We start from the raw sequence: 20,451 nt of genomic DNA, 5'->3' as shown, positions 1-20,451 counted from the left end.
CATGAGGATTGGTGGGGTGGTCATGCGGCGCGAGCGGTTTCTCTGTACTCGTGATTGTCGTTCGACATGCCGGGATACCACTTCCGAAAGGTCGAACGAAGGGAACCATCAAACGTCTGCGTGCGGGTTTGCAGCAGAAGATGAGCGCCGACTTTGCTCCATTGCATTTGCTGCTTCTTGGCGAAACGCTTGGATATGACGGCGTTGACGGTTGCCTCAACGAAAGCAGAAGAGATGCGTTCACCGGACCGATAACGCTCGCCGTAGTTGATCAGGCTTGCATTGTTGGAGGCGATGTCGGACCTGAACTCGCTGATGGTGGTCAAGAACTTGCGCATGTTAGGATAGCCCGTTTCAAGAGCTTCCGCATCAAATTGCAGGTCTGCGATTTCGTCGCGCGCACGATAGCCGTTGCCATGCCAGAGATGCCATTTGATTTTGCGGAGGCCCTCAAGCAGATCCTGCCCAGCCTGCTCGTCGTCGTTTTCGAGCCCCTGCCCGAACTGGCGAAGGACCGCGATGCGCATGGTGACGTGGAACCAGTCGAGGACATGCTCACTCGCCGGTGCGATCATTTCGGCAACCGATCGATCTCCAGCTTCGTGCGAGATGTCCGCATGGCATCGGGAACCCCGGCCTTGGCCATCCGTTCCGTGTCGCTGGTCCAGCTCTCGGGCAAAAACAGACGCAAGCCACCTGGAACAGGAACCTCGTCCCGCGCAAGCGTCACCGAAACCAGCGTCTGGCAATTTGCCCTCTTACCCAACATCGAAGCGTATTGCGGCGCGACACCCACCGAGTGATCACCCTTCTTCGGCAGGCCCGTATCATCGATCACCAGAAACGCATCTATCGCGCCAACGATCCTGTCCGCCTGTCGCGCAAGCTCAGTCTCAAGAGGAACAGCATCCCAAAGGCCATCGGAAATGAAATGGTGGAGGCGGTCGTACTGGCCTGGAGCAAACCGTTCCGCCATCGGCTCGATACTCTTGCGGTCACCGGAACCGGTGAGCCCGGATACATAAAGTGGACACATCTGCCGTCGTTTCTTGTGCCCGAGCTTGTCCAGAAATGGCTGCAAAAAAGCTGAAAGCTCCGCATCCCAATCTGCCATGTCACGCCCCCATGAAGAGAGCGCAAATCATCTCAAACCAGCATTGCCTAAATCTGCCAAAGTAGCGTCAGGTGATTGGCGTAAGGGGACAGCAGCTCGCACGCCCCGCTGAAACAGCCCAATAGCAAGCCTGCGGTTCGTCAATCTGCTGCTTCCTATAGAATCTCGCGCTTCAGGATTTGCTCAAGCCAATCCGCAAAAACCTGAAGCCTGCGAGAAAGATGCTGACGGTGCGGATAGAGCAGGCTCATCGGCATCGGCGCGGCCCGACGATTGGGCATGACTTCGACAAGTTCGCCGGCGTCCAGGTGGCGCTTGACGTCGTAAGCCGGAATCTGGATGAGACCGAGACCGGCAAGGCAGCAGGCGATGTAGGCTTCGGCGCTGTTGACGGTGACGCGGGCGCGCGTCGACAACATTCGCACCTCGCCGTCCTCGATCCACTCCCAATCCTCGATCCGACCGGTCGATGGCGAGGCATAATTGACAGCAAGATGCATAGCGAGATCCTCCGGGGTGACAGGCGTACCATGCTGATCGAGATAGCCGCGACTGGCGACATTGATCAGCGGAAGGTCGCCGATCTTGCGGGCGATCAGACCGGAATCGCCAAGCGGTCCGACCCGCAGCACGCAATCGACACTCTCCTCTACGAGATTCACCGCCCGATCAGTGACCCGCAGTTCGATGTCGAGTTGAGGATGACGGTCAAGGAATTCCGGCAAGGCAGGCGCAATGATCAACCGGCCGATCCTACCCGGCACGTCGATACGGAGCTTGCCTGTAGACCCCACCGAGGTCTGCCGGAATAGTCCCTCCGTTTCCTCGACATCCGCAATCAACCGCAGGCAACGTTCATAAAAGGCGGTGCCGTCCTGAGTCGGCGAGACCTTTCGAGTGGTGCGGTGCAGCAGGCGGGCTCCAACCCGTGCTTCGAGTTCGATCACGGCGGCCGATACGGACGAGCGTGGCAGCCCCAGCGTATCGGCGGCGCGGGTGAAGCTCGCGCATTCGACGACGCGAGTGAAGGTGCGGAAGAGATCGATACGGTCCAAGGGTGTCATCTCGCTGATTGTCCGTTGTTTCTGACAGGTGATGTCAGAATCATCGACTTTATGACAAATCTATAGACGATATGGTGCGCTGCAGGAAGCGGTCCCGTGAATAGCCGCCAAGCAATCCAAGGAGAAAACGCCAATGATCGATCACAGCATCAAGGGTAAAACCGTTCTCATCGCCGGCGGCGCGAAGAATCTCGGCGGGCTAATCGCTCGTGACCTCGCCGGAGAGGGGGCGAAGGCGATAGCTGTCCATTACAACACCAGCGCAACGAAGCCAGCCGCCGACGAGACGGTGGCCGCGATCAAGGCGGCAGGCTCGGATGCTTTCGCTTTCCAGGCCGACCTCACCACAGCCGGCACGGTCGAAAAGCTGTTCACCGAGGCCAAGGCGGCGATGGGCGGCATCGATATCGCCATCAATACGGTCGGCAAGGTGTTGAAAAAGCCGATCGTCGAGATATCAGAGGCTGAGTATGACGATGCGACCGCAGTGAACTCGAAGTCCGCCTTCTTCTTCATCAAGGAGGCCGGCAAGCACCTCAACGACAACGGCAAGATCTGCAACGTCGTGACGTCGCTGCTCGGCGCGTTCACGCCCTTCTATGCGGCCTATGCAGGCACCAAGGCTCCGGTGGAGCATTTCACGCGGGCGGCGTCGAAGGAGTTCGGCGAGCGCGGAATCTCGGTGACGGCGATCGGCCCCGGCCCGATGGACACGCCGTTCTTCTATCCGGCCGAGGGTGCCGATGCGGTCGCCTACCACAAGACGGCGGCGGCGCTGTCGAACTTCTCCAGGACCGGCCTGACCGACATCGAAGACATCGTGCCCTTCATCCGCTTCCTCGTCTCGGACGGCTGGTGGATGACCGGCCAAACCATTCTCGTCAACGGCGGCTACACCACGAAGTAAACCCCGACGCGGCCGGGGGTAGCCCTGATCGCGTCCGTTTCCTCTGATCATGTTTGCTGGATCGACAGCCTGCCGCTCGGCGGCGTCGGCAACTTGGAAAGGATGACGCCATGCACATGCTGATGGTCATTGTTGGCGGAATTGTCCTGCTCGGCGCCTTCCTCCTGTTCGGTTTGCCGTGTCCGTCACCAACCTCCGGGTCGGCCTCAACAGGGCCGGTTACACAATGGCGTAGGAACCGCCTATTCTGCTGGTCGTCTTCGCCGTGCCGACCACCGTCGCTGCCATCGCCATCTGGCAATTCGCCCTCTCCTGACACGCCGGAACGCCCATGACCGACAGAACGACGACGACCACAACCTCCGACCATCACCCTCTGCTTCGCCGCCGTGACGGGCATCATGCGCGCGTGACCTTCGAGGAATTGTTCTTCGATCTTGTCTATGTCTTCGCCGTGACGCAGCTCAGTCACGAGTTGCTGACCAATCTGAACGTCACGGGCGTCATCGAGACGCTCATCCTCTGGTTCGCGGTCTGGCTGGGCTGGCAATACACCTGCTGGGCCACCAACTGGTTCTCCCCCGAAACACCGCGTATCCGCGGCCTGATTTTCGCCATCATGCTTGCGGGTCTCGTCATGACCTCAGCGATCCCCGGTGCTTTCAGCGAGCGCGGCCTGGTCTTCGCCGTCGCCTATGTTGCGATCCAGGTCGGGCGCACCGCCTATATCGTCTGGGAGCTAGGCTCGGGTCATCCGCTTGCGGCCAACTACCGGCGGATGCTCGGCTGGGTCTCGATTGCCGCCGTCTTCTGGATCGCCGGCGCCTTCGTCCGGCATGAAGCGCGCATGGCGCTGTGGGCGGTCGCGATCGCCTGCGAATATGTATCGCCGATGTTTGGCTTTGCGCTACCAGGCCTCGGCCGCTCGAAGACCCGCGACTGGACGATCGATGGCGGCCATCTTGCCGAGCGTTGCCAGCTTTTCTGTATCGTCGCGCTGGGCGAGACGCTACTCGCGACCGGCGCTACCATGGCTCGCGCCGAGAGCTGGGACTTGCCGATCCTCTCCGCGCTGCTCGCGACATTCCTCGGCACGCTCGCAATGTGGTGGCTCTACTTCGGCACGTCGAGCAAGGACGCGACCGACGCCATCACCCATTCCGACGATCCCGGCCGGATCGGCGCCTATTTCCATTATATTCACGCCATTCTCATCGCTGGCATCATCACCACCGCAGTCGGCAACGATCTGGTGCTCGCCCACCCGCATGATGGGCTCAAGGTCGCCTATGCGCTGACCCTCTCCGGCGGGCCGGCGATCTATCTGCTCGGCAGCGCCGTATACAAGAAAGTGGTGTATGGCGTCCTGCCGGCCTCGCACATGGCAGGTGTCGTTGCGCTCCTCGCGCTCATGCCCGTCGCGCCGAGCGTAGATCTGCTGACCATGGGCTGGCTCACGACCGTTATCATGCTGGCGGCTGGCTTTTGGGAAGGCCGGCGGGTTCGGAAGCGGCGAGAGTCGGGCAAGCCGCCACTGGCGGCACAGTGAGGAGCGGCGCCATGAAGGCCTTCGACACAATTCGCCTGCAACGACCGAACGAGGATCGGCACAGCGCGTCCGAAGATGTGGTGGCGTTCTGGCGGGCGTCCTCAAACCGGTGGTTCGCCAAGGACGCGGCTTTCGACGCCACGTTTGAGAAGCGCTTTCTCGATCTTCATATGGCTGTTGCGGCACGCCGGCAAGAGCCACGTGTATGCGACCGATCCGCTCGCGCGGCACTGCGCACGACAGTCAGAAGTTGCCGGTCACATGAAGCGCGTCGAGGGCGATCTGCGACTCTTCCTCTGCCTGCCCTTCGCTCACTCGGAGGATTTGGCCGACCAGGATATCTCGGTGGCACTGAATGCGAGACTAGGCCAACCGTGGCTATCTCACGCCGAAGACCATCGCGACATTATCCGCCGCTTCGGGCGTTTCGCACACCGCAATCCGATGCTGGGCCGGGCGACGTCACCGCAGGAAGCAAGGTTTCTGGAGGATGGGGGATTCCAAGGGTAGCGGCGAACGACCGCGATGGAGGAGATGTCATCAGGAAGGGGGAGCGAAGTTAAGATCAACTCGGGGGTTTGCAGTGTCCGGCATTTTCGCCCTGCTTGTGCAGGCAGTCATTTATTTCATGGTGATGGGAACGATTTTCTTCAGGCGGAAGACGATTGGCATCGGCGTCTTCTTCTGCCTGCTCGGCACGATGCATTTCCTTGAGACCTATCTCGCGGCCGTCTTCTTCGTCGAGCTTCCATTCGGGCTGATCTCGCCCGGCTCCACTGTGATATTCACGGGCAAGCTCGCCTTTTTCCTGTTGCTGTACATCAAGGAGGATGCCGAGGTTATCCGCCAACCGATCTACGGCCTTCTGAGCGGCAACATCCTGATGATCGCGCTGGGCCTCGTCCTGCGGTTCTACGCCGATCCTGCAAGCCTGCCCGGCTACAATGCAGATCTACGCTTCATCGACCAGATCGGCCTGCTGATGATCTGGGGCACGATCCTCCTCTTCGCTGACCTCATCCTGCTGGTCATTCTCTATGAGCGGCTGGGCGCGCTGGTGACGAACACGGTGCCGGGGCGGATTTTCATCAGCCTGTCGATCGTTTTGAGTTTCGACCAGTTGTTCTTCTTCGTCAGCCTGCATCTCCTCGCGGGCGTGCCGGCCTCCGCGCTCTATGGCGGTTGGATCGCCAAGATGGGTGCTGCCGGCTTCTTTAGCCTCATGCTCACCGCTTATCTGCGCTTCCTCGAACGCACGCCGGTTGCTATTCCGGCGCAAGGCGCGGCCGACGTGTTCGACCGTCTCACGTATCGGCACCGCTATGAGAAGCTGGTCGAGCGGATTGGCAGAGACGCCCTGACCGGGCTTCAGGATCGCGGGCAGTTCGACGCGAAGGGAGCCGCCCTGCTGCAGGCGGCCACGCAATCGGACTTGTCGGTGAGCTTGATGATGATCGACATCGACCACTTCAAGGCGATCAACGACCAGTACGGCCATGTCGAAGGCGACCGGGTGCTTCGCGAGGTGGCTGCGATGATCGCTGGAGCAAAGCGCGCGGCGGATGAACTCTTTCGTTACGGTGGGGAGGAGTTTGCACTGCTCTGCCCGGAGACGCCGCCGGGCGCTGGCGCAATGGCCGAGCGCATTCGAACGGCTGTGTCCGACAGCCAAAAGCCGGCACTTGGGCGGTCCGTGACGATCAGCGTTGGCATCGCGACGTTTCCGGCGGATGCCAGTGATTTTCGTGGGCTCCTCCTCAAGGCCGACGCCGCGCTCTATGAAGCAAAGAAGATGGGAAGGAACAGGGTCGTCAGCGCCTCCGCATCTTTGTCGCGGCCGACTGCTTAAATCATCGCCCACGGTCAGCTATTTTAGTGAGTCGCGCATCGCTAACCTTCTGGCGCGGCACGGCGCGAACGGCTCCGCCTTACACAGCAAAAGCCGCCACCCGGGGACCGCGCCTCTGGCGACACAACGTCCTCGATCAGCACACCGATCGGATACCGCTTCCATCTTCGGGATCACCTTGTCGCTGTCCAGCGTGGAAATATCGAGCAGGGAGCGGAAGAGATGCGACAGGCTTTGCAGGGTGCGGTCGATGTTTTCGACCATCTGCCGTTCCTCTGCCACCGTAGCAATGCGTTTTCGAAGACCGGCCGCACAACGCTTTGGCCATGTGCCCCGACCTCCTTCGTCAGGACACACCTTGAATCAAAACAAAACCGGTTTGCAAATCCGCCCCGACGAAGCATCGCCATTAACCGGGGTTTTCGTCACTTTGTATGATAGCGGAACATGGCGCGGACGAAATACTCGCACCGGACATCATGCCGCCGAGACGGTGTGGCTCACGCGGTCCGGAATCGAAAATTTTGAACTGGGTCTGAAAGGCGGTACAAACCCGCCAACGTGGCGGCGAAGACTCGCCATCCCAAATCCTTTGTCCCAGGGCCAAGGACGACTTCAATTGACCTTTGGTAAACGCGTGAACGAGTGCGGTTACATCGCCCGAACATCATAAAACCGCACGGCCCATTCACCTCACAAAACGAACGATAATGTTGCGTTCTTATTATATTGGGAAGACACGCGACTGAAGTCCCGACAAGGGGCGCAGCGCCCGTCAACGGCATAGGCATTATGCCACTGCGGCAGTTCCGAGATCGTAAACGGCCTGCTGCCAAGCCTCGCCCATTCCCTCCACTGTTACGCCCAGGACGGCAAATCAGTCAATATGCGCCGCGCTTATGGGCTGGAAAGAGCAACCGCAAGGGACGAAGCAATTGCCAGGAGTGTTGTGGCGCGCGGCAAATCACCCAACCGTGGCGCGGCCTCCTGATGTATCGTGTCCCAGGCCCATCGCAGTTCGCGGGTCGCGCTCCTGAAATCCTCTCGGCGTCTGCTTGAGTGTCGTCACGCAGGCCGAGATCATGCGAAGGATTGCTTCTCGTACGGAAGTCGGATCCGTGGACGGCGATGCGCCTTGCGAACCGCTGCGCAAACTTCGGCAGGATCACGCAGCCCCCTTCCCATTGCGGATCAGATCGCCGGCGCTGGGACACGGTAGGGCTCTCCGGCCTTGCAAGGAGACCAATGGATTGATTGCCACCGCCGCCCTTGTTCATAATCGCATTGTGGTGACTCGCAACATGAAAGACTTTGGTGATACCGGCATGTCGGTCACCAATCCTTGGGACCTTGTTTGATGGACAAAGGAAAGCGGAAATGACGACAGGTCGACAACACGAGGTGTCCAAGGCTGCTGTTCCCGCCGTGGAAACCGGGCCAGTCGACGGCGCCACCGGTCTTCCCACACATCTTGAAACGCAGGCCGATCTGGCCCGCGATGACGTCGAGGCTGCCAGCTCCATAAATACCCGCCGCGCATACGCTGCCGACTGGAAGCATTTTTCCGCCTGGTGCCGGCGCCAGAACGCCCCTCCCTTCCCCCCGGAGCCGCAGATCGTCGGCCTCTATATAGCTGCCTGCGCGTCGGGCGCTGCGACGGGAAGCAGAAAGCCGAATTCGGTCTCGACCATCGAACGGCGTCTGTCGTCGCTCACCTGGAATTATGCGCAGCGTGGTCAGGCGCTCGACCGCAAGGACCGTCATATCGCCACCGTTATGGCCGGCATCCGCGATACCCATGCAAAACCGCAAGTACAGAGGGAAGCGGTGACGCCGGAGGATATCATGGCCATGCTCGAAACCCTCGATCGTGGCAGCTTGAGGGGTATCCGTGATCGCGCCATGTTGCTGATCGGGTTTTCCGGTGGCCTGCGCCGTTCCGAAATTGCCGGTCTCGATGCAGGGCGCGGTCAGACAAAGGACGGTCGCGGCTGGGTCGAAAGCCTCGACAAGGGTATTCTTCTTACCTTACGCGGCAAGACCGGCGAACGCGAGATCGAGATCGGACGCGGTTCGTCGGATGCCACCTGCCCTGTCGTCGCTCTGGAGACGTGGCTGACATTCGCAAGGATCACTCACGGCCCTCTCTTCCGCCGCGTGACCGGTCAAGGCAAATCGGTGGGCATGGACAGACTCAACGATCAGGAGATTGCGCGCCTCATCAAGCGCACCGCGTTGGCTGCCGGCGTGCGGAATGACCTGTCGGACGGCAAACGTGCCTTGAAATTTTCGAGCCACTCCTCTGGCGCCGGCCTTGCATCCTCGGCTGAAGTTGACGCGTAATATGTGCGGAAATTGTTCCCGGGAGAATCCCGTCGATGATCGAGAACGATCATGCTCGGGCGCCACCTTCCGCACACGTTACGTGATATGCGCGTCGCCGGGTTGAATGCCGCCATGGTTTGACTTGTTCGACCGGTTAAAAGACAAATCTCGCCCGCCCGGTGCCGTCAAAGTCGGCAGTCTTCTGCCCCCGCACCTTTAAGATCCAAAAGAACCGTTGTTTGCTCGCGAATCGTAGGCGTTTTTCGCTATTTATCTTTCCGGAGAGACGATGCTATCCGAATTTAACGGACGATATCGGAGCCGGATCACGGGAGGTATTGATCTGGCAAACTGCATGCGGCGCCCGGTTCGATATCGTCCTTGCGAAATGCCGCCGCCCCATGAGTTGCCAGGTGGCAACTTGTCTGGTTCCAAAGCGTGTTTGCATTGAGTCTACGCCATGCCCAGCAGCAGTGAGGACATTCCAGGATTGGGATGAAACCGAACGTCGCGCCGCAAGTCACACCGGTCAGTAGTCAGTGCCGGGTCATGAGTGGAGTGAACCTTTTTAATGAGCGTGAGGCTGCCAGAGCGGACGACAGAAAAGCCAGGCCATACCGCCTGTCCCGGAGAGAAGCCGAAGGCTTGAGCCTGGAGAACAGCATCGGCGTGCACCGAGACCGCGCAACCATGCCTGACGGTTGTTTTTCTCGCTTTGCGAGTGTTAACGTTACGTTAACCCTTATTCTCTTGCTAAGCATTGCGACTCGGGGCATCTTCACCTACGGAATATTTGTCCACCGGGGAGAATTATCGTAGTTATGGCCAAGGGTCGTAGTCAGCTTGCAGAAACACTCGCGCCGAAGCGTCCGATGACCGAGGTCATTGCCGCCGACGGCGCCGCTTTGTCGGAAGAGTTGTTGGCAATGCGCCGTGCGCTCTTCCCGCCGGTGTCACAGAAAAACCTCCGCTCATTCTCATCCGTCGAATCGGCAAAGCTGATCGGTATCGCTGATGCATATCTTCGCCAGCTTTCCCTGAACGGCAAGGGGCCTCAGCCAAAGATAAGCCCCGGAGGCCGACGCTCCTACACACTCGACCAGATCAATCAGATTCGCGCAGTTCTCGACGAGAACTCGAAGGGCAAACAATATGTCCCGCGGCGACGCGGCGACGAGCATTGCCAGGTGATGGCTGTTGTGAATTTCAAGGGCGGAAGCGGCAAGACCACGACGGCGGCCCATCTGGCCCAATATCTGGCGCTGCAGGGCTACCGTGTTCTGGCAGTCGATCTCGATCCGCAGGCATCCCTGACCGCTCTGCACGGTTACCAGCCGGAATATGACATCGGCCCGAACGAGACCATGTACGGTGCCGTCCGCTATGACGACAATCGCCGCCCCCTGAGCGAGATCATTCGCAAAAGTTACATTCCCGGTCTGGATCTCGTTCCCGGAAACCTGGAACTGATGGAGTATGAGCACGACACGCCGCGCGCGCTTGCGGAGCGATCGGTCGAGCCTTTCTTCGGGCGTGTTGCGTCCGCGCTTGGCACGGTTGCCGACAATTACGATGTCATGGTGCTTGATTGCCCGCCGCAACTCGGCTTCCTCACGCTCGGCGCCCTTTGCGCATCGACCGGCTTGCTGATCACCGCGCATCCGCAGATGCTGGATGTCATGTCGATGTGTCAGTTCCTGCTGATGGCATCCGATCTTTTGAGCGTCGTCCAGGAATCGGGCGGCGACCTGGATTATGATTTCATCCGCTATGTCGTAACCCGTTACGAGCCATCCGACGGCCCGCAGGCTCAGATGGTCGGCTTCATGCGCTCGCTGTTTCGCGAACGGGTGTTGACAAACACCATGCTGAAATCGACGGCTGTTTCGGACGCCGGTCTGTCGAAACAGACGCTTTACGAGGTGGGGCGCGAGAATTTCTCGAAAAACACATACGATCGGGCGATCGAATCGCTCGACGCCGTTAATGGCGAGATCGATGGGCTAATCAGGCAGGCCTGGGGCAGGGCGGTATGAGCAGAAAAGACACTCTCAAGGCCATGCTTTCCCGTCGCGAACAGGAGTTGCCAGGTGGCAACCCCGAGGTTCATCTTCAAGCGCATGAGGCCGATGCCATCCCGGAAAAGAAACTCCATCACATCCGCTCCGGCGCGGTTGGTGCTATGGGCCGTTCGCTGGGCAATATCGCCAACGCAGCCGATCAGGCCAGGGCACTGATCGCCGCCGGCTCTGCCGTCGTGGAAATCCCGACCGACAGGATAGAAGGATCGTTCGTCACGGACCGCCTGCTCGATGACGGCGAAGCGTTCCAGCGCCTGACTGACGCAATCCGTGAATCCGGGCAAAAAAGCCCAATTCTTGTTCGGCCACACCCAACAAACCCCGAAAACTATCAGATCGCCTTCGGGCACCGAAGGGTACGCGTCCTGGCTGCGCTTGGGCGCCCGGTGAAGGCGGTCGTTCAGAACCTTTCCGACGAAGAACTGGTCGTGATCCAGGGCCAGGAAAACTCGGCTCGATCCGACCTCAGCTATATCGAACGTGGGTTGTTTGCCCTGGCTCTGGAAGAGCGCGGATTTGATCGCCGTGTCATCATGTCATCTCTCGGCATGGAGAAGACGCAGCTCTCCAAGCTCATGAGCGTAGCCCATTCGGTTCCCCGTGCACTCATCGAGGCGATCGGACCTGCTCCGAAAGCCGGACGCCCTCGTTGGATTGCTCTGGCAGAGCGCCTTGCTCAGACAAAGAAACAGACAGCTCTCAGCGCCTTGCTCGGCAGCGGGGAGTTCAAAGTCGCGGACACAGATAGTCGTTTTGGCCAGGTGATGGCGTTTTTATCCGCCCAACCCGCCAAGAAGAAGGCCGAGATAGTCAAAAGCGCTGAGGGCGTAAAGCTGGCCTTGATCGAGAGATCCGGCGCAAAAGTAAATCTCGTTTTTGACGACCGGACGGCGCCCGCATTTGCAGACTATATCGCTGCCCAACTTGAGCAGTTGCATCAATCCTATCTTGCGGAGCAGGAACGCAAGGCGCGCTGAACCGTCAGGCCCAAAAGTTCAACGATTAAACGAAGAGAAGGACAAACCGCAAAAGAAAAAAGCCCCCGAACGTTGCCGCACGGAAGCTTTCCTCTAAGTCTCGCAGCTTGAGAATCGCATTTCCGGGAATCACTGTCAAGAGTCTTGGCGCCGTTTGGTGAGTTGATTTCTTTTGCCTTGTAGAAGGCGAAGGACAATGGAACGTGGACATGTGACGACGCCCTTTGGGCGGCGGTCGATGACGCTTGGCATGTTGGCAAGCCAAGTGATCGCCAAGGACATCGAGCCGGATAAATCGGTCGACAAGTGGAAACTATACCGAGCTCTGTGCGAGGCGAAGCCGCGTTTGGGCGTAACAGATCGAGCGCTGGCCGTGATGAACGCCTTGCTCAGCTTCTATCCGAAGAACGAGCTTTCACAAGACAATGGCCTGGTGGTCTTTCCGTCGAACGCCCAGCTATCCTTGCGCACGCATGGAATGGCTGAACAGACGATCCGCCGCCACCTGGCCGTTTTGGTCGAAGTCGGGCTTCTGGCACGCAAGGATAGCGCCAATGGCAAACGTTATGCCCGCCGGGATCGCACCGGGACGATTGACGAAGCTTACGGCTTCTCTCTGGCACCGTTGTTGGCTCAGTCCGAGGACATCGAACGGCTCGCCGATGCCGTCATTGCCGAGCGCCTGCAGCTGCAACGCATGCGTGAGCGGCTTACCATTTGCTGCCGCGATATCACAAAACTCGTGGAAACGGCCCTAAACGAAGGCATGAGTGGCGATTGGGAAACCATCCGTCTTCATGCCATCTCGCTCCTCAAAGCCCTTCCACGCAAATTGTCTGCACTGCATTTGACCCAAACGCTCGATAAAATGCATCACTTGCGTGATGACACTATCAACCAATTGGAAATACAGATTAAATCCAAAAAACTGAGCGGCAATCCCTATCAAATTGAGCGGCACATACAGAATTCGAAACCAGACTCTATCACTGAATCTGAACAGCTCTGTGACGATCAGCGAGACACAAATCGGATAACGAAACCACAAAAACAACAGGAACCGATAAAAGCATTCCCGTTAGGCATGGTGCTGAATGCATGCCCGGATATTACGATGTACGGCCCAGGCGGTGCCATTTCCAGCTGGCGAGATCTGATGGCCGCGGCCATTGTCGTCCGATCGATGCTCGGCGTCAGTCCCGGTGCCTACCAAAGCGCTTGCCAAGCCCTTGGCCCTGAGAACGCTGCGGCTGTCATGGCCTGCATTCTCGAACGGGGCGAGCATATCAATTCCGCCGGCGGGTATTTACGCGATCTGACACGGCGAGCCGAAAAGGGAGAGTTCTCGCTCGGACCGATGTTGATGGCGCTGATACGGGCCAGCGCATCTTCGGAACGAAAAGCGAGCTAGGAGAGCCCCTTACCAGCCAGAGTGTTCGATTCTTCGAGCCGACAAACTACCCGTAGCTGATGGAAGAGACCAACCACAGATCGAAGGTGCATCGTGTGGCGAATGACTATCTACAGCGAAAAAAGCTTCTAAAGAAAATCGGTGAACCGTGGTTTCCTTGTTATCTTCAACGTCAACGAGGGGACGGCTATATCCGTTTAGTGTCAGGGATTGGTGCGCAGCTTTTCAAACCGGCGGATGAAGGCGTTGATGTCGCTGCTGCTCCGTCGCAGCTGCCGTTTGCGCACCATAACGTACATGACGCGGGCGGCGGTCGAAAACGGCATCTCATCCAGCGGACTATTGCTGCTCCAAGGTTTGGTCAGCCGCTCGGTGATGGCACTGACCATATTGTTCGGCAAGATGTCCGTGCAATCCCGCATATGATCGAACACCAACGCGATCGGAACCGCCGTGCCCTGATGGTAGACCACGGGAACTTCGGTCCCTTCGATCCAGTCATCATAGGCTTCTAACGCGTCACGGAATAGCTGATGCAACGTGATCGGCGCATGCCCCTCATGCAGTTCGGGTAAAAGGTTGTTCATCTGCACATCCTCATCGTTGTTAACGGTGGTTGGTGCCGACAGAAATCGACCTGATGCAACAATGCGCAGAGACACGATTAGTTCCGCATGTTTTCTATAAAATTTACGGGGTTCAAAACCGGCCATGCGATAGTGTTCAGGTCAGCAGGATCGCTTGTGCTGCTGCATAAGAGCACTGACCCTTCCCGCTATCTTGTCTGCAAGAGACTAGAGGAGAGGATTACGCACATGATTCATTCATGCCAGGAGTTTCTCCCCATGGCAACTTGGCGAAATCCCGAACACTTTGGATTCATACGGAAAATTCATTGCCACCTGCCTTCGTTTCAGTTTCACGCTCTGTCACCATAAGCATCAGTCAATCAATAACTTCTTGAACGAATCGCTGCGTTGCGTATCGTCACGGTTATATCCCCGGTTGGGCCATTTTACCGTGACGAAAGTTTTTGAGCGTGAACAATACCATTCAAGCACCCAGGATCGAACGGAAGACCGTCGATGAGACAATTGGAGATCATGCGGCGATCATAAGCTCGCAGCTCCAGGCCATTAGCGAGGTACTCTTCCCGCCGACCGCCAGCAAGGCGTTGCGGCGGTTTACGTCTGGTGAGGCGGCCCGGCTGATGGGCGTCTCTGATTCGACGCTGCGGAAGATGACGCTGGCGGGCGAAGGACCGCAGCCTGATCTGACCAGCAATGGACGTCGCCTGTATACCCTTCGCCAGATCAACGAATTGCGTGAGAAGCTGGCGCAGACGGCGCGGGGACGAGAGGCCTACAATCTCGTCCCGCGTCGCGGGCCGGACGATCACTTGCAGGTCATTGCGGTCACCAATTTCAAGGGCGGCTCGGGCAAGACGACCACTTCGGTTCACCTTGCCCAGTATCTGGCGCTGCAGGGTTATCGCGTTCTCGCAGTCGATCTCGATCCGCAGGCAAGCCTTTCTGCCCTTCTTGGCGTGCTGCCGGAAACGGACGTGAAGTCTAACGAGACGCTTTATGCCGCCATCCGTTACGACGAGGAAAAACGCCCCTTGGCGGATATTATCCGCAACACGTATTTCGACGGGCTTAATCTCGTTCCAGGCAATCTCGAGCTGATGGAATTCGAGCACACGACGCCCCGTGCGCTAACCACCGGCTCGCGTGATGCGGACGGAATTTTCTTTACGCGAGTCGCACGTGCGCTCGACGAAGTTGCCGACGACTATGACGTCGTCGTCATCGACTGCCCGCCGCAATTGGGGTATCTCACCCTGAGCGGCCTCTGCGCCGCCACGTCGATGGTTGTAACCATTCATCCCCAGATGCTGGACGTGGCCTCCATGAGCCAGTTTCTTTTGATGACACACGATCTGCTGGCCGTCGTTCGCGAAGCCGGTGGTGAGTTGAAATACGATTTCATTCGGTATTTGCTCACTCGCTATGAGCCACAGGATGCCCCGCAGACAAAGGTTGCCGCTCTTCTGCGCAATCTGTTCGACGATCACGTCATGACCAATCCTATGGTCAAGTCGGCAGCCGTTTCCGATGCCGGACTGACGAAGCAGACCCTCTATGAGATCGGGCGGGAAAATCTGACCCGCTCGACATATGACCGTGCGATGGAAGCATTGGATGCGGTCAATGGCGAGGTGGAATCTCTCATCCGGCAGGCATGGGGGCGTAGTCCGAGATGATCCCCCAAATGATATCGAGAGGAATATGTTGGGAGCTCCCAACAGCGGGCTTCGAGCGTTCTGCCCTGGGGGTTGTGACGAAGGCATCGGAAACATCTATCGTTCATCATGAGGATTGGTTGGGAACTCCCAACCAATCCTCATTGCAATACAATCACGGGGGCCTGCTGTGAGCCGAAAAGATACCGTTAATACACTGTTCATGCGAAGGCCCGAAGGCGCCGCTCCGCCTGCGAGCGCAGGTGTGGAAAAAAATGTAGATCGCGTCCGCACGGGCGCCATCTCTGCGATGGGGGCATCTCTTCAGGAAATGACAGAGGGTGCGCGCAGCGCGGCGAAGCTTCAGGAACAGCTGGCTTCCGGGTCGTCGGTTGTTGATCTTGACCCCGCACTGATCGATCATTCCTCGGTCAGCGACCGTATTTCCATAACGGTCGATCCCGGGTTTGAGGCGTTGGTCGCGAGTATGCGAGAAAATGGACAGCAGGTGCCCATACTGGTGCGCCCGCAACTCGCTTCTCCCGGCCGTTTCCAGGTGGCCTACGGCCGCAGGCGCTTGCGTGCCGCAGCCCTCCTTGGGCGAACGGTTCGGGCAATCGTCCAGACATTGACGGACAACGAGCTTGTCATTGCGCAAGGCAAAGAAAATCTCGACCGGCAGGACTTGTCCTACATCGAAAAGGCACAGTTTGCTCGGCGCCTTGAGGATGGTGGTTATGATCGCGTGACGATCATGGCAGCACTCTCGACAGACAAAGGCGATCTCAGTCGCTATATTTCCATTGCCCGCAGCATTCCCGAATACCTGGTTCAGGCGATCGGACCGGCGCCAAAGGCAGGCCGGGCACGCTGGGCAGCGCTGGTGGACCGCGCGGAGCAGAAACAGCATGTTCTGGAAACTCTGATCACGGATGTGGATTTTCTCGCCGCTGACAGCGATGCGCGCTTTGGTCGCGTTTTCGAAAGACTCGGCAACGAACTCATAAAACGCAAACCGGAGACGCAGGAGTGGAAAAACCCACAGGGCCGCAAAGCCGCGCGCATCGAACGCGATGATGCTCAGACGCGGATCGTTTTCGATGAACGTCAGGTTCCCGAATTCGGCGGATATCTTGCTGAACGCCTGGATGATCTCTATGCGGAATTTATCGCCAGCCAAAAATAGCCAGGCTGACGCTAGCTTTTACATCGGGCTCCCGTTATGGCGGGAGCCTTGAGGACAACGGCTATCGAAGAGTAGCCAAAAGCGCCCATATGGGGGGAACTCTATCGGGCACTCTGTCACAGCGATAGCTTGCGGTGGGAGACCCCATAAGCGGCTACGCAAGAGGCTAACGCTGGCTTCACTCTCCTTAAAGGACAGCGGTCCTTTCTCTTTGGTGAGGCTGAGTCAGCCCTGAAATCATTCCTTATAGCGTCGCAGCCGCCATTTCGCACCGGCGTGATTCCATGGTCAGAAGCTGTACGATGCTGGATCGCGAGGCACGGGTATCTATCGGTACGCATGCGAGATGCCTGGATCGGAAAATGCTACCACCGTCATCGCCTGTATTTTCGCGCGAGGGGTCCATATTCACTCTGCCGACAGCTACCTGAGGAGCCGGATCAGAACGGGGGAAAGGCGAGTTTGTGATTGTTCTGATGGTCTGGACGCTCGCTATGGGTGAACGGAAATTCTGTAAGAAAAGCCGGCTGGAAAGGGCTGATTAACCTTTATTTTCTATTGAAAAGGATGTGCCCATTGCCCGTGAATTTTGAGTGAGCAGGTCCCTATGCGTCTTTCCCGAACCAATTTTTCGAACGCCTTCGATAACACGGGAGAACAGCCCGCAGACACTGACAACCACCTGGGCAAGGCCGAGATCCAGCGCCGTATCTACGGAGCCCCCCTTGAGGTGAAAAGCGATGACGGTCCTTATGAACCCGATACGGACGCGATGACGGAAATTGAGGGGAGGGGAGATGCCCCTGTCTGGCAGAGCGCATTTGTACTGGGGCCAAACGTGCGTTTTACCCGGACACCCGAGAGTGTCTATTCGAAACGGCCGGCTGCTGACGCAACCAAAGAACCGGAAGCAGCAGAGTTAAACGAACCAGCAACCGCCGACTTAGCGGAAACGGTTGAGGTAAGCGTAGAAAGCCCGTTGGAGCACACGCCGGCTGCTTTCGAGCGGCGTGAAAGCGCGGACGCCTCCGGTATTCAGCTGCTTTCGTTTCGCCTGCAGCAGGAAATCGAGAGTCGCCTGGATGCTCATTCAGCCCGCGCAACAGAGGAACAGGCGGCTATCGATCTCGTTTGCTTTCCGGGCGAGGACGGGGTTGAGCAACCGGAGGGGCAGAAATCCGTGTTCAAACGCTCCAGCCCTTTCCTCCATGTGTCCGACGAGGTGTTCTGGAACACCATGGATATGGAGGCCGATATGGATGTTCTGGCGCCGGCATTGCGCTGGCAGCCTCCGGAATATCACGTGGCGCCGAATTCGGTGACAGCTCTTTATCGGGAAATCGGCGTCAAACCGGTTGCACGTCAGTTGACCGGAGCTGTCCTCCCCGAACCTGCGCCTATCGCGCCGCCGTTGCGAACACAGGAACAAGAAAAACCGTCCGCTTCAGTGATCGCAGACGTCGTCGAGCCTCCGCGTATGGCAAGACCGCAGGTGACCATAGCCAAACCGATCCGGGCGGTCCGGCCGGATACCTTCGTGGCAATTCCGGACGTCGCGGCCGACGTTGGCGCAGCCGAATATGTGTTGCCACCGGTCACGCTTCTGCAGGAGCCCTCCGTTCAGGAAACCGCGATCATAACCCAGGAGGCATTGGAGCAAAGCGCCGGGTTGCTTGAGAGCGTGTTGGAGGATTTCGGTGTTCGCGGCGAGATCATTGATGTTCGCCCGGGACCCGTGGTGACGCTTTACGAATTTGAACCGGCGCCAGGCGTGAAATCCTCGCGTGTCATCGGTCTTGCCGATGATATCGCCCGCTCGATGTCGGCGCTATCGGCCCGCGTAGCCGTCGTGCCTGGCCGTAACGTCATCGGGATCGAGTTGCCGAACCCGGTGCGCGAAACGGTGTATTTCCGCGAACTGATCGAATCCGAAAATTATGGGGAGACCCGCTTCAAGCTGGCGCTTTGCCTCGGCAAGACCATCGGTGGTGAGCCTGTGATCGCCGAGCTTGCCAAGATGCCGCACCTTCTGGTCGCTGGCACCACCGGCTCGGGCAAATCCGTGGCGATCAACACGATGATCCTGTCCCTGCTTTACCGGTTGAAGCCTGAAGAATGCCGCCTGATCATGGTCGATCCGAAGATGCTGGAATTGTCGGTCTATGACGGAATTCCGCACCTTTTGACGCCGGTTGTGACTGATCCGAAGAAGGCCGTGATGGCGCTGAAATGGGCCGTGCGCGAGATGGAAGACCGTTACCGCAAGATGTCGCGGCTCGGCGTGCGCAATATCGACGGTTACAATGCGCGCGCGGCGATGGCGCGGGCAAAGGGTGAAACGGTTCTGTGCAGCGTCCAGACCGGCTTTGACCGGTCGACCGGCGAGGCCATCTTCGAACAGGAGGAAATGGATCTCGCTCCAATGCCCTATATCGTCGTCATCGTCGATGAGATGGCCGACCTCATGATGGTCGCCGGCAAGGAGATCGAAGGGGCGATCCAGCGGCTGGCCCAGATGGCGCGTGCCGCCGGTATTCACCTGATCATGGCGACGCAGCGCCCATCCGTCGATGTCATCACCGGCACGATCAAGGCCAACTTCCCGACCCGCATTTCGTTCCAGGTGACCTCCAAGATCGATAGCCGGACCATTCTCGGTGAACAGGGGGCCGAGCATCTGCTGGGGCAGGGGGATATGCTGCATATGGTCGGTGGGGGGCGGATTGCCCGTGTTCATGGGCCGTTTGTATCCGATGAGGAGGTCGAAAAAGTCGTCGCGCATCTGAAGACGCAGGGCCGGCCGGAATATCTCGGCACCGTCACGGAAGATGCCGAAGAGATCGACGAGATTGCGGACGAGGACGCTGCTGTCTTTGATAAGGGCGCAATGGCCGAGGAAGATGGCAACGATCTCTACGACAAAGCGGTCAAGGTCGTTTTGCGCGACAAGAAGTGCTCGACCTCCTACATCCAGCGCCGCCTGCAGATCGGCTACAACAAAGCCGCGTCGCTGGTCGAGCGCATGGAACGGGAAGGACTTGTCGGATCTGCAAATCACGTCGGCAAACGAACGATCCTTTCTGCCGGCCGCGAGGTCGCGGAGATGCCGATCGGCGACGAGGAATAGGCCCGTATCAGCGTCGGCCTGGGGCACGGAATTCGTGCCCGGGGATCGGCCGATGGGCGTTCGTTTTCGGCTTGGAATGCGCTGCGGATTCACGTGAAAAGGTGGAGACTTGGCGTCGAGACTGGAATAAGCTTCGTTCTCGAAGAGCAACTCGCTACCGGAATAGGTAGCGCAGGGCCGTGTTTACGCCGTTGGAACCGCCGCCGATGGGGCCTCGCGCCGGAAATTTCGCTCATGTGCGGTGCCGGTAGTAAAATTCGACATTATCGTTCGTTTTGTGAGGTGAATGGGCTGTGCGGTTTTTTGATGTTCTGGCGATATAACCGCACTCATTCACGCGTTTACCAAAGGTCAATTGAAGCTGTCCTTGGCCTTGGGACAAAGGATTTGGGATGGCGAGCCTTCGCCGCCACGTTGGCGGGCTTGTACCGCCTGTCAGACCCAGTTCAAAATTTTCGACTCCGGACCGCGTGAGCCACGCCGTCTCGGCGGTATGATGTCCGGTGCGAGTATTTCGTCCGCGCCATGTTCGGCTATCACACAAAGTGAGGAAAACCCCGGTTAAGGGCAATGCTTCGTCGGGGCGGATTTGCAAACCGGTTTTGTTTTGATTCAA

At 58.3% G+C, this 20,451-nt stretch carries 15 protein-coding genes and 3 pseudogenes; 12 read left to right on the top strand and 6 right to left on the bottom strand.

Annotation, left to right across the window (positions count from 1 at the left end):
* Positions 1-20 precede the first annotated feature (20 nt).
* The 3 genes and pseudogenes from ADU59_RS28790 to ADU59_RS28780 all read right to left on the bottom strand — a co-directional run.
* A pseudogene (locus tag ADU59_RS28790) lies at positions 21-590 on the bottom strand (ISKra4 family transposase); the annotation flags it as partial.
* A pseudogene (locus tag ADU59_RS29870) lies at positions 590-1,114 on the bottom strand (IS701 family transposase); the annotation flags it as partial. The pseudogenes ADU59_RS29870 and ADU59_RS28790, both read right to left, overlap by 1 nt.
* Before the next feature lie 155 nt (positions 1,115-1,269).
* Complete coding sequence (locus ADU59_RS28780) at positions 1,270-2,169, bottom strand: LysR family transcriptional regulator (RefSeq protein ID WP_068959227.1); 900 nt, start codon at positions 2,167-2,169, stop codon at positions 1,270-1,272.
* A gap of 142 nt (positions 2,170-2,311) precedes the next feature.
* Here ADU59_RS28780 and ADU59_RS28775 point away from each other — a divergent pair, with 142 nt between their 5' ends.
* From ADU59_RS28775 to ADU59_RS28760, 4 genes and pseudogenes are all read left to right on the top strand, one after another.
* Complete coding sequence (locus ADU59_RS28775) at positions 2,312-3,085, top strand: SDR family oxidoreductase (RefSeq protein ID WP_068959184.1); 774 nt, start codon at positions 2,312-2,314, stop codon at positions 3,083-3,085.
* 331 nt (positions 3,086-3,416) lie between these two features.
* On the top strand, positions 3,417-4,634 hold the full coding sequence (locus ADU59_RS28770) for a low temperature requirement protein A (protein ID WP_068959183.1): 1,218 nt from the start codon (positions 3,417-3,419) through the stop codon (positions 4,632-4,634).
* Between the two features lie 11 nt (positions 4,635-4,645).
* A pseudogene (locus ADU59_RS28765) lies at positions 4,646-5,144 on the top strand (DUF924 family protein).
* A complete protein-coding gene (locus tag ADU59_RS28760) occupies positions 5,125-6,483 on the top strand; it encodes a GGDEF domain-containing protein (RefSeq protein WP_202970093.1) in 1,359 nt (452 codons plus the stop codon). Before ADU59_RS28765 ends, ADU59_RS28760 begins: the two are co-directional and overlap by 20 nt.
* Positions 6,484-6,501: 18 nt before the next feature.
* On the opposite strand, the gene ADU59_RS28755 is transcribed toward ADU59_RS28760, so the two are convergent.
* The gene (locus ADU59_RS28755) at positions 6,502-6,747 is read right to left on the bottom strand and encodes a hypothetical protein (protein WP_068959179.1); all 246 of its coding nucleotides are present in this window, start codon (positions 6,745-6,747) and stop codon (positions 6,502-6,504) included.
* A 1,113-nt stretch (positions 6,748-7,860) separates the two neighbouring features.
* Here ADU59_RS28755 and ADU59_RS28750 point away from each other — a divergent pair.
* The 4 genes from ADU59_RS28750 (at position 7,861) to repC (ADU59_RS28730) (ending at position 13,277) form a co-directional block, all read left to right on the top strand.
* A complete protein-coding gene (locus ADU59_RS28750) occupies positions 7,861-8,826 on the top strand; it encodes a tyrosine-type recombinase/integrase (protein ID WP_139093246.1) in 966 nt (321 codons plus the stop codon).
* An 854-nt stretch (positions 8,827-9,680) separates the two neighbouring features.
* The gene (gene repA, locus ADU59_RS28740) at positions 9,681-10,844 is read left to right on the top strand and encodes a plasmid partitioning protein RepA (RefSeq protein ID WP_099050963.1); all 1,164 of its coding nucleotides are present in this window, start codon (positions 9,681-9,683) and stop codon (positions 10,842-10,844) included.
* A complete protein-coding gene (gene repB, locus ADU59_RS28735; protein ID WP_068959174.1) occupies positions 10,841-11,866 on the top strand; it encodes a plasmid partitioning protein RepB in 1,026 nt (341 codons plus the stop codon). Before repA (ADU59_RS28740) ends, repB (ADU59_RS28735) begins: the two co-directional genes overlap by 4 nt.
* Positions 11,867-12,062: 196 nt before the next feature.
* Positions 12,063-13,277, top strand: coding sequence for a plasmid replication protein RepC (gene repC / locus ADU59_RS28730; RefSeq protein WP_068959172.1), 1,215 nt, complete (start codon positions 12,063-12,065; stop codon positions 13,275-13,277).
* Positions 13,278-13,480: 203 nt separating this feature from the next.
* Here repC (ADU59_RS28730) and ADU59_RS28725 read toward each other — a convergent pair whose 3' ends face one another.
* Positions 13,481-13,864: a BRA0787 family protein gene (locus tag ADU59_RS28725; RefSeq protein ID WP_068959170.1), complete on the bottom strand. Its 384-nt coding sequence runs from the start codon at positions 13,862-13,864 to the stop codon at positions 13,481-13,483.
* Positions 13,865-14,316: 452 nt separating this feature from the next.
* On the opposite strand from ADU59_RS28725, the gene repA (ADU59_RS28720) reads away from it, so the two are divergent.
* From repA (ADU59_RS28720) to ADU59_RS28710, 4 genes are all read left to right on the top strand, one after another.
* Positions 14,317-15,543, top strand: a complete 1,227-nt coding sequence (gene repA / locus ADU59_RS28720) for a plasmid partitioning protein RepA (protein ID WP_068959224.1) — start codon at positions 14,317-14,319, stop codon at positions 15,541-15,543.
* Between the two features lie 169 nt (positions 15,544-15,712).
* Positions 15,713-16,708 carry a plasmid partitioning protein RepB gene (gene repB / locus ADU59_RS28715; RefSeq protein WP_068959168.1) on the top strand — a complete coding sequence of 332 codons (996 nt, stop codon included), beginning with the start codon at positions 15,713-15,715 and terminating at the stop codon, positions 16,706-16,708.
* Positions 16,709-17,003: 295 nt separating this feature from the next.
* Positions 17,004-17,210 carry a replication initiation protein RepC gene (gene repC / locus ADU59_RS29865; RefSeq protein ID WP_425332068.1) on the top strand — a complete coding sequence of 69 codons (207 nt, stop codon included), beginning with the start codon at positions 17,004-17,006 and terminating at the stop codon, positions 17,208-17,210.
* Positions 17,211-17,480: 270 nt separating this feature from the next.
* Positions 17,481-19,835, top strand: a complete 2,355-nt coding sequence (locus tag ADU59_RS28710; protein ID WP_425332067.1) for a DNA translocase FtsK — start codon at positions 17,481-17,483, stop codon at positions 19,833-19,835.
* Between the two features lie 232 nt (positions 19,836-20,067).
* Here ADU59_RS28710 and ADU59_RS31040 read toward each other — a convergent pair.
* On the bottom strand, positions 20,068-20,451 hold a 384-nt coding region (locus ADU59_RS31040; protein ID WP_210183470.1), incomplete at its 5' end, for a hypothetical protein.

The organism is Pararhizobium polonicum (genome assembly GCF_001687365.1).
Taxonomy (GTDB): domain Bacteria; phylum Pseudomonadota; class Alphaproteobacteria; order Rhizobiales; family Rhizobiaceae; genus Pararhizobium; species Pararhizobium polonicum.
This window is presented reverse-complemented; position numbering and strand designations above follow the sequence as displayed.

What these genes read in the sequence shown, in the direction of transcription:
- ADU59_RS28775 (WP_068959184.1), top strand. Translation starts at nt 2,312, where the DNA reads ATGATCGATCACAGCATCAAGGGTAAAACCGTTCTCATCGCCGGCGGC.
- ADU59_RS28770 (WP_068959183.1), top strand. Translation starts at nt 3,417, where the DNA reads ATGACCGACAGAACGACGACGACCACAACCTCCGACCATCACCCTCTG.
- ADU59_RS28760 (WP_202970093.1), top strand. Translation starts at nt 5,125, where the DNA reads ATGGGGGATTCCAAGGGTAGCGGCGAACGACCGCGATGGAGGAGATGT.
- ADU59_RS28755 (WP_068959179.1), bottom strand. Translation starts at nt 6,747, where the DNA reads ATGGTCGAAAACATCGACCGCACCCTGCAAAGCCTGTCGCATCTCTTC.
- ADU59_RS28750 (WP_139093246.1), top strand. Translation starts at nt 7,861, where the DNA reads ATGACGACAGGTCGACAACACGAGGTGTCCAAGGCTGCTGTTCCCGCC.
- repA (WP_099050963.1), top strand. Translation starts at nt 9,681, where the DNA reads ATGACCGAGGTCATTGCCGCCGACGGCGCCGCTTTGTCGGAAGAGTTG.
- repB (WP_068959174.1), top strand. Translation starts at nt 10,841, where the DNA reads ATGAGCAGAAAAGACACTCTCAAGGCCATGCTTTCCCGTCGCGAACAG.
- repC (WP_068959172.1), top strand. Translation starts at nt 12,063, where the DNA reads ATGGAACGTGGACATGTGACGACGCCCTTTGGGCGGCGGTCGATGACG.
- ADU59_RS28725 (WP_068959170.1), bottom strand. Translation starts at nt 13,864, where the DNA reads ATGAACAACCTTTTACCCGAACTGCATGAGGGGCATGCGCCGATCACG.
- ADU59_RS28710 (WP_425332067.1), top strand. Translation starts at nt 17,481, where the DNA reads ATGACGGAAATTGAGGGGAGGGGAGATGCCCCTGTCTGGCAGAGCGCA.